Below are 12,639 nucleotides of genomic sequence, written 5' to 3' on the forward strand. Positions count from 1 at the left end.
CCTCACCATACAAAGCCTCACCCTCAAACCTTGCAACTATTGAGTGCACACCCAAAACATCTTGGGGCAGCAAATCACTGAACTCTGCACGGCACAATTTCAAGACAATCCACAGTCTAATTCCATAGAATATTGCCCATCATCTGCCATGTAATTTACCCTCTCTTTAGGGAAGACTTCTTTTGCTTGAACTGACAGGTTGGTAATTGATGATACCTTTACAAGCGAAGAAACAGGCTGAAACGGCCCAGGAACTGGACGCAATGCTCAACAGTCATCGCGCCTGGGCATACCGTTTGAACAAGGTCTTGATTTGCGGCCTTGAGCCGTCTGAGGAAATGGTGGCGCAAGACGCCCATCTGCATTGCACCCTTGGAAACTGGTTGGCAACGCGTGCCAGGGAACTCGACCTTGAAGACGAAACTTACGCCGATCTGGTCACACGGCATAAGAATGTCCACGACCTGGCGCGCGCGATCGTAAAGATGGATCAGCAAGGTCAAAAAATCGAGGAAACGATTTACGACAGCTTTCTTGAGGCCTCGGAAGAGTTCATCGGACTGATCGAAGCAACTTACGACAACCTCGTGGCATCCATTACCGCACTGGATCCTTTGACGGGAGCCGAAAATCGGACCTTGATGTTTTCGCGCCTGGAAGAGCGGCAAACTCAGGCCAGGGAACGCAATCATCCAGCATGGGTCATCATGATTGACCTCGATCACTTCAAGTCAGTCAATGACATTCATGGCCATGAACTTGGCGATACGGTTCTTAAAGAATTTGCGGTTGCCGTGAGAGACAACATCCGCGCAGATGATCTGTTCTTCCGATATGGAGGCGAAGAGTTCTTGCTGTGCATCAGCAACGCCGACGTCATGACCGTGACGAGAGTAGCCGAACGGCTGCGAAAGGCCGTAGAACAGATCAGCTTCGATGCTCCCAACGGAACAAGTTTCTCGATCACCGCTTCATTTGGCGTCGCTGCGCTTGACGCGGAAGAACAGGTCAGCAAAGCAGTTAATGCTGCAGACGCAGCCATGTATGATGCCAAGCATGCCGGCCGCAACAAGGTCTGTTTTGACCCGAAAGTCGCTGCCGACTGAATGCCCTCAACCCGGAAGCATTGCGGGGGCCATCAGCCTCGCCCGGATATCGACACGGAACAACAAACCTGAGCCTTGCACAATAAGCTCAATACTATCAGGAACGGGGCGCTTAAGAGCCTTTTTCCCGCCACCGACAACACAGATTTCACCTGCCTTGAACAGGTCCACAACATCTTTTCGTGACAGTCCCAACCCCTTCGCAAGGATCTGGTCCAGTCTCGCACGACAACACGATGGATTGCGAACCGTGAGCTTGATCCCCTCTCCCTCGGACAAGTGCTGATGTGGCGGACGGGTCTCTGCCATGATCCGCAACTCACCTTCCGGACCTGTTGCACTGCTTGACTGACTGCACTGTCGCGCCACTTCTGCCGCAAACCGCGTGTCGTTTTCCTGAAGTGCCAGAAGCTGATCCGCAGGTATCGAACCCACCGGCTTTCGCTCGAACACAGTGCGGTTCCAGCGCTTTTGGCATTGCAGGCACCTGTATATCAGCCAGGCATCAAGGCGGCTGCCGTTGGCATTCAGCCTGAACTTGCCTGTGGAACTAAAGGGCCTGACAACTCCGCAGCGGCCACATGGGCGATTGATAGAAGGGGTTTTCGTACTAGCGATGGTCCAGAAAACGTTAACGTAAGACGACATTCTGCTGGTCTTCCTTGTCGGGGAAGTTCGCCAACAGACGGTCAGGACAGTCCTGTGGTTGAAACCACGGACCCTCGATGAGGCTGGTAAATTTGGAAGTGGTGTAGCGTATCGGAAATGTCAGATACGGTCTGGCCAAGCCACACCGGTCCCGATCCGCCACATGACGAACAAGTCAATACATGCCCTATTGAGAGCAAAGGCGAATTCGAAGACCGGTCAGAGCGTAGGCAAAACAATCGTCCTGATTGAAAAAGATCTCACGGTGTAACAAAACACGAAAGTCAGGACAAGTGCAGGTTTGCAACGGTTGACTGCAATTAGTCGGATGCAGCGAGTGGCTGGCCTACCCGTTGCGCGCCTGAAGGGCCAGAGCGACCAAGGTGGGGCGAACGTCACTGGGCTTGCTCAACGGTTCGGCAAACCAAAGTCGTTCAACTCTATCGCCTGATGCCAGGTCGATTCCCTCTGGATCCAGGCAAGCGAGTCTCCAATTGGCACTTTCGCCGCCACACAGGACTTCTGCATAGAGTTTAACGGCATCGCGATGATCTTCATTCATGTGCGAAACGGCACCAGCCTCCATTTCGGACCAGCTTTCAAGATCATCGACACGTGCAAGAAGATCTTCGTGTTGCAATTCAAAGGCTTTGCCAAATCCTCCGTTCAGACTGGCCCTACTCGCCTCCAGTCGGAAAAATGCAAAATCGCCAAAATCAACATAGAGTTCCGCCTTGGGATGGCGAGCCAGATATCGGCGCTTGAGGCGCTCATGAGTAGAGCTCCCACGCTCTATCGGGACAGCGCTACAGAGCAACGAAACTCTGGGGTGAGCGAGTGGGTCCCCCTTGCCGGGTTCTCCAACCAGCAGGGAGCAGAAAGGATTGTTGCGAATGGCAGACGTGTGACCTGACAGCAAACTGGTCAATACGACTGGTGCCCCATCGAGATCGGTGGCGACCGCTACCCGGCTCGCCAACGGGTGTCCGGTATCGGTCTCGATGGCAGCCAAAGCTCCAAATCTCGCAGATCGCACCAGACCCTTCGCCATCCGGCGTGCCTGATCATCAGTCGGGCGGATCACTGATTTTGGTTCTTGTGCACCTTCGTCTTTCGTATTCACAGCGACCTCCTGATCAGATTGCTATCGGTCAAAGCAACTTGTTGCCTTGACCGGGGTCAACCCCACAACAGAATTCTGAACGTCAGATGAACGGGCATATCAGAACCGGTTCAGCCCCCCCGTGCCATTGTCCCTCCATCAGCTACGCCGCCACGGTAAATCGGCGCGGGCCATTGGAGAGACAACCATGAACACCTTGAGCAAACGCCTCGTTGCCACCGCCCTCTCAGGCGTCCTTATCCTGCCGACAATCGCAACCGCAGAAGCGGGGTCCAGACACGGCTGGCGGGATCATCGCGGCGGTCACCACCATCATCACGGCAAACATCACAAACACAAACGTCACAAGAGCAACAACAACGCAGGTGCGGCCGTAGCTGCCGGTATCATCGGACTTGCCGCAGGAGCCATCTTGCTGGGCGCAACCAGTCAACCCAGCTATGCCGGCCCGCCGGCAACCTATTACCCACCGGCGCCAGCATATCCGCCTGCCCCCTATCCCGGGCGGGTTCACGGTGCAGTCGGCTACCAGCCCTGGAGTCCCGCCTGGTACCAGTACTGTTCCTCAAAATACCGATCTTTTAATCCATCCACTGGCACATACACGACCTATAGCGGCGTGCAGAGGTTCTGTCAGTAACTGCAGACCTTGATCCAGAAGACCGCGATCAAGCCCCGTAAACTTGCGGCAACTGGCAACAGGTCAGCCGAACTGGCCGCCTGCCGTTGCCGCCTTCATTTGCACCGCAGACTGCGGAATATCTCCCAATCCTCACGACAGAGTGACACCTGCACTTTCGCGCCAGTTCACTGGCAGATCAGATAGGAGCAGTCTTTTCCGTGACACCCAGTGTCGAGATGAAAATGCGATTTGTGATTTGGATCCGCATCCGGACCGAGGACAGTCGTGAAACGCTCGCAAGCAGATTTGTGAATGGCCGTCAGGAACTTCCCTTTGGGAGATTCGGTTCCCCAATCTTTTTCGACCGAAATCAAGGTTCCGTCGGTTAGCTGAAATTCGGAAAAGTCTATTGCATTGCCCAGCGCATGCTCGGACAACTTGCCATCAGGCTTGTTGTTCCGCCTTCGACATTGGTAACCGGGCCCACTTCCCAGGCGTTCCACGGGGCTACCCAGGCGCCTCTTCGCTTCAGGCAGAACATCTTTCAAAATCCAACCCGCGAGAACTTGAGCAAATTCGCAACTCACTGTCGCCGACATTCGAAATGCGGTGCCCCCCGCTCCGTCGTTCACTCCTGACACCACAACCGGATTGGCTATGCCACATGCAGCATCACCATCGTTCGTTCCGTCTAGAGATGGCACCTTCCTGAAAATCAATCCCTCTATTTCACAATCAGCTCGAGCGGTTTTGTCAGTTTTTTTGCCGGATATCGATGGAACGAAAATCGCCGGTTTTCCGGGAGGGATATCAACCCCTTCAAGAAATCCGGGCCTGTCGGCCAACTGCACCGGTTTGGCTGAAGGGATCGGCTCAGAAGAAACAGAAGATGGGATTAGCAATCCGATGATGGATAGCACGCACGACAAAAAACCAGCTTTGAGCATCCATTTCCCCAGACTGGATCACACTCCCAAGACCACGGATAATTGAATATTCGTCGCGCGCCGTCTATGGTTTCGCATTCTCAATTCGGACTGTCCAATGACACTTGAACTCTATTTCGCGTATGTGATCGCCACATTGATTGTGTTGGCAATTCCCGGACCAACAATAATGCTTGTAGTGAGTTACGCGCTGACCCAGGGAAGAAAATCAGCCTTTGCCAGTGTCATGGGTGTCGGATTGGGAGATGCTACTGCCGCCACCGCTTCTCTCTTGGGACTGGGGGCAATTCTGGCGGCATCAGCAACGGCATTTACAGTGCTCAAGTGGGTAGGCGCCGCATACCTTGTCTGGCTTGGTGTCAAGATGTGGCGGAGCCGCCCGACGGCTCTCGGCATGCACCAAGTCGCGGCCGTCCCTGCAAACAAGATTTTTTGGCATGCCTACGTAGTTACGTCGCTCAATCCCAAGGGCATCGTCTTCTTCATGGCTTTTCTGCCGCATTTCATAGCGCCGCAAGCTGCTGTCGCCCCACAGCTCGTCCTTCTCGGCTCGACTTTTGTTGTTCTTGGTATTCTCAATGCAGCCGTCTATGCGCTTACAGCTGCGGCGATCGGCCAGAAGCTGAGAAGTCCGTCGTTGCTAAGGCTTGTGAACAAGGTTGGAGGTGGTTTTCTCATCTCCGCGGCTGCCATGACAGCAACCTTGCAGCGTTCGACCGCTTAAATCTGACTGTAGCCGTTACCGGCTCGCAGCAAAGGGAACATTCTTCTTGGGCCGCGTTTCTTCCTGCGCCGCCTCATCGCCAATCGTTTTCAAGCCGAATGTTGCACCAGACTTTTTCAATGTTTCAAGAGATCTGCGCGCGCCCTCTTCGCCCAATGCGGAGTAGCGTTGAATGGCTGCATTGAGCTCGAGGCCTCCCAAACGCAAACGCCTCGCCCGCATCGTTAGAATGTCCTTGTAGGCATCCGACGTAACGCCGTTCGCCTTGCAAAGGATGATCAAGGGCTTGTCGCTCGTGCTGAAAAGAAGTTGCGACACGGCGGCAGGAGGCAGACCGCTTAGCTTGGCCAGAAGCATTCCAAGTTCCGCTGTCCGGTCAGCGCGGGCAAACATGGTGACTGCCTCGTCAATCTTTGCCTTCTTGTTGATGACATCCTTGATCAGCGCGTTGGTCTCTTCCCGCGCGTCTTCAAGCTTCTGAGCTCTTGCCGCAACTTCTGTTGCCGCGCGTTCGGCCAACAATTGAACGAGTGTGTTGTCGGCACCAAGTGCACCAACCCTGGCCCGGAGTTCTTCGGACAAAAACGGCACCAGATCACTGGCAGCCTTTTCCGGAAGATCGGTTCTTTTGATAAGCGCAGCCTGAATGGCTTCGTCGGAGCGCGCTTTTTCAACCAATTTCAGGAAAGAAGCTTCCTCGAACTCTGCTCCCTTGTTACCGGCAACCTTGGTCAGAACCATCGAGTCACCACGATCGACAAGCACTGTCGTTACGGCCTTGTCTACTGTCTTTCTTCCGGCAATGGCCCCCAGATGCGCCATTGAAGCCGTCGAAGCAATTTCGACGAGATCCTGCGATGTCAGCGCCTGGGAATGTTCCAGAACCGGCCCCGCCACGGATATCTTGTCCTTTGCCAACTTGACCATCAGCTCGCGCGGGGCGTCGTCTTCGTGACAAACCCTCTTGGCCAGGATCATGCGCGTTTCTTCTTCAAGCTGCCCAAGAACTTTCAGAACGATGTCGCCAAAGAGCAAACTGATCTGTTCATCCCGATCATCACCAGCACCGACGAAAAGATCCGTAAGCGTCTTGATCAGGCCCTTTCGGCCCGATGGACTGGAATCCCTTGCCAGGTCAGCTAGCTTTGCAAGATTAAACATCAACTCTCCGACGCGCAGATCGCGTTAATGTACAGGCTATCAAACGTCTCTTAACATTACGCTACTGATGCTGTTGAGAGTTTGCTCAGATTTCAGGCAATTGTGTCGAAGCCGGTCAATATGACCAGAATTAGCCCTCTAAATGGGGGCATCGATTTTTTTTATGGCTTCATTGGTGATTTTCACACCTCCAGAAGAACAAGAACGAGCCTCGTTCTCTATCAATGCCTTACTTAATTTTTCACCAACGCGCACAACCATCGGACGTATTGCCACATTGCATTGCAGCACATTTTTTGCTTCGCTTCCTCGAATCCGTGTCTTAGTATCCAGCGGTCAAATAGAGGTAATCGGGAGCGGACAGATGACTATTGTACGAAACCTGAATGTGATTGCCTTCCTCGCAGCCTTTGCATTTTTGGCTGCAATCGTGGTTGGTGTCATTTAACCAACCTCAAATTTGCATGTGGTTAGAGGCCGCTGGCACGAAAGCGGACTCTTGAACCGGTTTTTACATAAAGAGATAGCCACATCGAAAGCCCGCCGCACCAGAAGGTGTCGGCCGGCAGTGGCTTGTGTATCGTCTGAAGTCAACGGTCAGTCTTTAGCACTGAAACCAACTGCAATTGCTCTGCTTGTTGAGCAAACAATTGCACTTGCAAGTCAATCAACGCAATTCTCGATTGCACAAGCATGCAGATCGGACGAAACTGAGTGATCCAACTGTCTCTGCGGTTTCGCCCAATCATTTATTCGGATCCCAGCGCAGGAAGACCTAAACCTGCAAGTGGTCAGGACCCAAAAGGCACTGCATCTCCGTCTCTCCTCCAAAATGCAATAATCGCTTCGCCATCGGGCAGCATTGAATTCTGGAGAAGAATTTTTCTCCATCGTGACGTTCCCGGGAAGTGAGGTATTACGTCGTTAGATACGATGGGATCCTTAGTCGGCGACATGCATGCCGATATTTCCTGTCGCCACCAGTTTGCCGGTTACCTCAAAAAGATGGAGATTGAACTTGGACGAAACGGCTGAATTTGACGAGCAATTCAATCTGAGAAAAAGACATCCCATCGCTCGACTTCATCTTCTCAAGAACGTGGTTCAAAGTCATTTCGTCCAGCGTATTCAAAAGTGTCAGCTTGACGTTAGCTATGGTGACAGCTCGGGGCAGATGGTGGACATTTTCCCGGCTATGAAAGCCGGCTCGCCGGTCTTCATGTTTATTCATGGAGGGTATTTTCGCGCACTCGACAAGCGACAATACCGCTACATTGCACAACCATTGGTGAAACTCGGTTACACAGTCGTTTTGGTCAACTATGACCTCGCGCCGCTAGTGAAAGTGTCTGACATCAACAGACAAGTACTTAAGTCTTTCCAGTGGATCAAAGACAATATTCGCCAATGGAACGGAGATCCTGATCGACTTGTTCTTTGCGGGCACTCGGTTGGCGCGTTTCTCGCTGCCAAAATTCTCGAAGAGGATTGGCCTGAAGGCAGTGGCATCAAAAAAGCGGTTCTGCTTAGCGGCCTCTATGATCTGGGGCCGATGAAACGATCCTTCCTCAACCGGGATCTTCACTTGAGTGATGCCGACGTTTCCAGCCTGAATGCCCGGCCCGAACTTCTGAAAGGACCGGTCGAAATACTTGTTGCCGTCGGCAGTGAGGAAACCGAGGAGTTTGTTTCACAATCTCGCAGATACAGCCAGGAACTAGAAAGCTCTGGGTTTCATAACGATCTGTGGGTGCTACCCGGGCTTAATCACTACACGGTGTCGAGATTGCTTTCCTATCAGCGCAGCCCCGTGTTGAAGTGGATGCATCGAAGAAACTAACATCGGTGCCGGACCTTCACCCGGCACCACACCATCTCCTTGTTCAAGCGGCAAGCTCCAACGTTTTGGTCAAGGCGGTTTCCCGGTTGGATGGATCCGACATCAACTGATCTGCTGCCACGATCACCACATCGGTTATGCCGATAAAGCCAAGCACATGTTTCAGATAATTGGCCGCATAGTCGATTTCCGATCCCACTTTGGTCCCACCGGAAGCGACGACCATATAAGCCTTTTTCCCTTCCAGAAGACCGACTGGCCCTGCCTCGGTATAACGGAAGGTTTCACGCGTACGGGCAACCAAATCTATCCAGGCCTTAAGGGTTGCTGGAACCGAAAAATTGTAGATTGGAGTTCCGATCACAATCGCATCGGCCGCCTTGAGCTCCCTGACGAGCATATCTGAAAGAGCAAGCTTTTCTTTTTGCAGTTCACTGCGCTCCTCGGGATCGGTAAAGTTTGCTCCTACCCATTCTTCATCCAGAAACGGCAACCCTTGAGATACGTCCCGCTTCAAGACTTTTGAGCCAGACACTTTATCTGCCAGTATTGAAACGAGGACTTCAGTCAGCTCGCGTGTTACCGAACCGGATTTTCGTGCCGACGCGTCAATATGCAGGATCGTTTTTGCAAGGGTACTCATTGGGGGGACTCCATCTATCTGCCGATCATTCACGGCCTCTTCCGTTCACATTTTCACAGATAGTATGGAGAAAAACTCCCAACTAGGTATATTTTAGTGAACAGAGTGTCGACATGAGTTTCCGCGGCAACGCTTTCCCGATGCCTCACCCACGTTCAGCTCAAAACGTTTCATAGTGAATCTGCGTTTCAGGTACGCCCAGGTCTTCAAGATCTGCTTTCACACCAACCATGAACGCTGCTGGTCCGCAAATGAAGTAGTGAGCGTCGGCGCGGTCCACCAATTGCGATATGAGCTCGGCCGAAACGCGACCTTCCTCATCAAAGTCCCGCCCTTGAATATCCGACGCAAGTGGGCGGCTATATAACGTTAGCAATTCGATGTTCGATCTGTTGTCCGCGAGCTTCTTGATCTCGTCACGAAATGGATGATGATTTCCATCCCGGGCACCATGAACAAACCAGACCGAACGATCTCCCTGTTCACGAGACACTTTGTGCAAGATGCTCAACATCGGCGTTACTCCAATGCCAGCACTAACAAGAACAAGAGGGCATTCTGCACATGTCATCATGAAATCGCCTGAGGGTTTGCGACTTTCAACAATTGAACCAACCTGCAGGCCGTCGTGCAGGAAAGTGGAAGCGAGACCGCCTTTCTCACGTTTTACAGAAATTCTGTACCGATTATCCAAAGGTGAACCGGACAAAGAGTATGTCCGATCAACCTTGCCGATTTGCCCAGGAATGTTCAACTCGATCGGCAAATGCTGACCTGCTTCGAAGACTGGTAGGTCACCACCATCTCTCGCTTCAAAGAGTAGCGACATGACATCGGCACTTTCCTGCCTTTTCTCCATCAAACGAAGAGTGCGTGCGGAATCGGCATCTTCTTGCCAACGCAGCTCCAACGCGGACGCAAGCTCGACAATTTCTTCAATTTCGAGCGTAACGAGTTGTCGAGCACCTGGAACCCGACTGACGATATCCGAGTTCCAGTCAATTGAGGCCTTTCCGGTGAGTTGCAACAGGCTGCCGGTTGAGAAATCCAGAAACAGAAAACCTGCCCTTGGATCAAGTGCCAGATTCCCCAGCGTGTTGTAGTGGTTGTTTCCAGCATAATCCGGAAACCTGATCCGGCGTTCGTCGAGAACTTCGACAAATCCACGCTCTCCACCGCGATGAGAAACGTCCATGCCATAGGCAAGGGTGTCCCCTTCACCACGGTATCCGCTGGCAATAAAAAAAGTATCTGCCGCCCCAATCCAGTCCTTCTGAAAAGCCGTTAAAGCATGTCCCCTGAACACCCTGATGGCTGGTTTTGCAGCATTCCTCCAATATTTTCGTTCACGAATGTACTGCGGACAATTCCCGAAAGACTGATCAACGGCGAAAGAGATTGAGTTGTCTGATTTGTCTTCAATCCGTCCGTTCACACGGTTCCTCCGGCGTGTTTCCAACTCTATTCCTAGAATGCCAACGTCTGCCTTTTCAACGAACGCGGCTTCGAGCGCATCTCCCTTCACGGGCACGCTTGTGATGGTCAGCCTGTCAGGTTCCGGCGATGTAACGAAGCCATCATTGCCCTCCAGCACCGTTGCCCAGGGTCGACCTTTTTCGTCTCGAGCAGACACGATCAGGAAAGGTTGCGCTTCATAGAACTCACGGTGCTGAGCGGGCATGTAATCGCGAATGACCTTGCGAGCCCATGTCTCGATTTCCTCAGCGCCCATTCTTTTCTGGATCTGGCGCTCGCCTTCATGAAATGGCGACAGCTGATCATCGTCAGCAATGCGGAATACAGACTCAACCATTTTGGTTTCCTCGCAGCCTGGTTCAATAAACTCTTGTTGGAAGTTCCACACGTGTCAGAATCCAATCTGCTGATCGGTAATGACCGTGCCGTAAGATCGTCCGCCTCCAGAGCCACTCCGGCCGGACTTCCGCCTGTTCCACCGCGACCAGTGCGCTGACGATCTTCACATTGACCTGATGTCGATTTCCTGTCGCAGAAACAGTCGTCTTACTGTCCGTGTTGATTGGAGGCCTGTTCTCAATCAACCGGAGAGGTGCCGCGGCACCTCCCTGGCGACATTCGGAAGTGCAATCACTCGTGTGTCAGGAACAGATGCAGGAAAGGAGCAATCAGGCAGCAAGTCCAACCGCTGTCGCCTGCATGGGCACGAATCCCTGAAGAGCCTCTATGCGCTCAAGCAATCCTCTGATGTTGGGATACGCTTCAAGCGACACATTTCCTTCTGGGGCATGTGCGGTGTAGCTGTAAATCGCAACATCAGCGACAGATGGACGGTTTCCAACCAGCCACGCTCGTCCCTTCAAATGTGCTTCAAGCCGTTCGAAGGCCTGATCCGCAATTGCCTTGGCTCGATTTGCGTCAAGCTGAGCGCCAAAGACGGTAATGAGACGCGCGGCAGCTGGTCCGTTTGCGATTTCGCCTGCGGCAAGGGAAAGAAACTTCTGTACTTCGGCCTCCGCGACCGGATCCGTCGGCAGCCAATCGGGCGCATACTTGCGTGCCAGATAGACGAGGATGGCATTGGAGTCAGCGATTGTGGCTTCACCGTCCTGAACGACAGGAACTTTTCCGGCTGGATTGAGCGTCAGGAATGGAGATTGCTTGTGTTCGCCAGCCAGGAGATCCACATCAACAAGTTCATAATTTACACCGGCCAGGCTCGCAAACAACTCAACACGGTGGCAGTGACCGGACAAGGGATGACGGTGAATAAGAATGGCATTGGACATTGCAGTTTCCTTTAGTCTGAACCTCTTGCGAAAATCGGATCCGTTGTCTCCGGCTCGCTCACTGCAATATACACACTCCTGAATTGGATATAATTGACCAGTTTATTCAATTATTATGTACACTTCATGGATAATTGATTGACATGCAGTCGAAAGGAAGCGCTTGGACAAGTTCGAAATGATGCGAGCATTTATTGCTGTTGCACGGGAAGGCTCGTTCACAAAAGCTGGCCGCAGGCTTGGGATCTCAACCAAGCTCGTCAGCAAATACGTGCAACAACTTGAAAATCAATTGCAGACGCAACTCTTCAATCGCACGACCCGCAGCGTTTCCCTGACCGATGTCGGAGCTGCCTATCTGGAACGGTGTCGACCAATCTTAGAACAGGTCGATGAGCTGGATGCCCTCGTTCGCGAGCGTCAGGGCGCTTTGGCAGGGCCAATCAGGATCACTGCTCCCACCGGTTTCGGAAGTACGCGTTTGACACAGGCCCTAATCCCTTTTCTGCGCCAGAACCGCGAAGTCGAGCTCGACATGAAACTTACCGACAATAGGGTTGCGATCGTCGAGGAAGGGTTCGACCTGGCAATACGAATTGGAGCTCTCCGGGATTCAACACTGATCGCTCGGAAGCTCACTGACATGCCTTTAATTCTTTGCGCTTCACCGGAATACCTGGATCGGCATGGTCGCCCACAGGATCCAAGGGCACTTTCCACACACGCCTGTCTTGTCGACAACAATCAACGGGAAATCAACGTCTGGCGTTTCAAGTCCGGAGCTCACGAACACGTTGTCAGGCTTAACGGGGCCATTCAAACCAACTCGCCGGGGGCACTTGCTCAAATGGCTATCGGAGGTTTGGGAATCACACGCTCTCCCTTCTATGCGGTGGAAGAGGCCTTGAATTCCAATCTGCTGGAGCATGTGCTTCCCAACTATAAGACCGACGTTTTTGGTCTTTACGCGCTGTATCCACCAAACAGACATTTAACACGCCGCGTTCGCGCTCTCATAGATTTTCTTGCTAGCGAAATGGGACGACAAGCCTAAGGTTCC

At 52.6% G+C, this 12,639-nt stretch carries 13 protein-coding genes; 6 read left to right on the forward strand and 7 right to left on the reverse strand.

Going from position 1 to position 12,639, the window contains the following annotated elements; all coding sequences use genetic code 11:
* Positions 1-209: 209 nt before the first annotated feature.
* Positions 210-1,106, forward strand: coding sequence for a diguanylate cyclase (locus ABLO27_RS17390; protein WP_353034243.1), 897 nt, complete (start codon positions 210-212; stop codon positions 1,104-1,106).
* Between the two features lie 6 nt (positions 1,107-1,112).
* On the opposite strand, the gene ABLO27_RS17395 is transcribed toward ABLO27_RS17390, so the two are convergent.
* Entirely contained in the window at positions 1,113-1,754 is a 642-nt protein-coding gene (locus ABLO27_RS17395; protein ID WP_353034245.1) for a DUF1062 domain-containing protein, read from the reverse strand.
* A 346-nt stretch (positions 1,755-2,100) separates the two neighbouring features.
* The gene (locus ABLO27_RS17400) at positions 2,101-2,877 is read right to left on the reverse strand and encodes a HugZ family protein (RefSeq protein WP_353034247.1); all 777 of its coding nucleotides are present in this window, start codon (positions 2,875-2,877) and stop codon (positions 2,101-2,103) included.
* A 187-nt stretch (positions 2,878-3,064) separates the two neighbouring features.
* Here ABLO27_RS17400 and ABLO27_RS17405 point away from each other — a divergent pair, with 187 nt between their 5' ends.
* Positions 3,065-3,517 (forward strand): BA14K family protein, encoded by a 453-nt coding sequence (locus ABLO27_RS17405; protein WP_353034249.1) that lies wholly within the window; start codon positions 3,065-3,067, stop codon positions 3,515-3,517.
* 167 nt (positions 3,518-3,684) lie between these two features.
* Here the strand turns inward: ABLO27_RS17405 and ABLO27_RS17410 are convergent, their stop codons facing one another.
* Positions 3,685-4,446 carry an extensin family protein gene (locus ABLO27_RS17410; RefSeq protein ID WP_353034251.1) on the reverse strand — a complete coding sequence of 254 codons (762 nt, stop codon included), beginning with the start codon at positions 4,444-4,446 and terminating at the stop codon, positions 3,685-3,687.
* Between the two features lie 97 nt (positions 4,447-4,543).
* Here ABLO27_RS17410 and ABLO27_RS17415 point away from each other — a divergent pair, with 97 nt between their 5' ends.
* Positions 4,544-5,170, forward strand: coding sequence for a LysE family translocator (locus ABLO27_RS17415; RefSeq protein ID WP_353034253.1), 627 nt, complete (start codon positions 4,544-4,546; stop codon positions 5,168-5,170).
* A 15-nt stretch (positions 5,171-5,185) separates the two neighbouring features.
* Here the strand turns inward: ABLO27_RS17415 and ABLO27_RS17420 are convergent, their stop codons facing one another.
* A complete protein-coding gene (locus ABLO27_RS17420) occupies positions 5,186-6,331 on the reverse strand; it encodes a DUF2336 domain-containing protein (protein ID WP_353034254.1) in 1,146 nt (381 codons plus the stop codon).
* Between the two features lie 142 nt (positions 6,332-6,473).
* Between ABLO27_RS17420 and ABLO27_RS17425 the strand changes: the two genes are divergently transcribed.
* Both ABLO27_RS17425 and ABLO27_RS17430 read left to right on the forward strand, forming a co-directional pair.
* A complete protein-coding gene (locus ABLO27_RS17425) occupies positions 6,474-6,779 on the forward strand; it encodes a hypothetical protein (RefSeq protein WP_353034255.1) in 306 nt (101 codons plus the stop codon).
* 570 nt (positions 6,780-7,349) lie between these two features.
* Positions 7,350-8,171: an alpha/beta hydrolase gene (locus ABLO27_RS17430; RefSeq protein ID WP_353034257.1), complete on the forward strand. Its 822-nt coding sequence runs from the start codon at positions 7,350-7,352 to the stop codon at positions 8,169-8,171.
* Between the two features lie 43 nt (positions 8,172-8,214).
* Here ABLO27_RS17430 and ABLO27_RS17435 read toward each other — a convergent pair whose 3' ends face one another.
* The 3 genes from ABLO27_RS17435 to ABLO27_RS17445 form a co-directional block, all read right to left on the reverse strand.
* Positions 8,215-8,814: an FMN-dependent NADH-azoreductase gene (locus ABLO27_RS17435; protein WP_353034258.1), complete on the reverse strand. Its 600-nt coding sequence runs from the start codon at positions 8,812-8,814 to the stop codon at positions 8,215-8,217.
* Between the two features lie 160 nt (positions 8,815-8,974).
* Positions 8,975-10,627 (reverse strand): pyridoxamine 5'-phosphate oxidase family protein, encoded by a 1,653-nt coding sequence (locus ABLO27_RS17440; protein ID WP_353034259.1) that lies wholly within the window; start codon positions 10,625-10,627, stop codon positions 8,975-8,977.
* Positions 10,628-10,958: 331 nt separating this feature from the next.
* Entirely contained in the window at positions 10,959-11,579 is a 621-nt protein-coding gene (locus ABLO27_RS17445) for a glutathione S-transferase family protein (RefSeq protein ID WP_353034260.1), read from the reverse strand.
* Positions 11,580-11,757: 178 nt separating this feature from the next.
* Here ABLO27_RS17445 and ABLO27_RS17450 point away from each other — a divergent pair, with 178 nt between their 5' ends.
* Entirely contained in the window at positions 11,758-12,633 is an 876-nt protein-coding gene (locus ABLO27_RS17450) for a LysR family transcriptional regulator (protein ID WP_353034261.1), read from the forward strand.
* Positions 12,634-12,639: the final 6 nt, after the last annotated feature.

This window comes from Roseibium sp. SCP15, from assembly GCF_040329435.1.
Taxonomy (GTDB): Bacteria; Pseudomonadota; Alphaproteobacteria; order Rhizobiales; family Stappiaceae; genus Roseibium.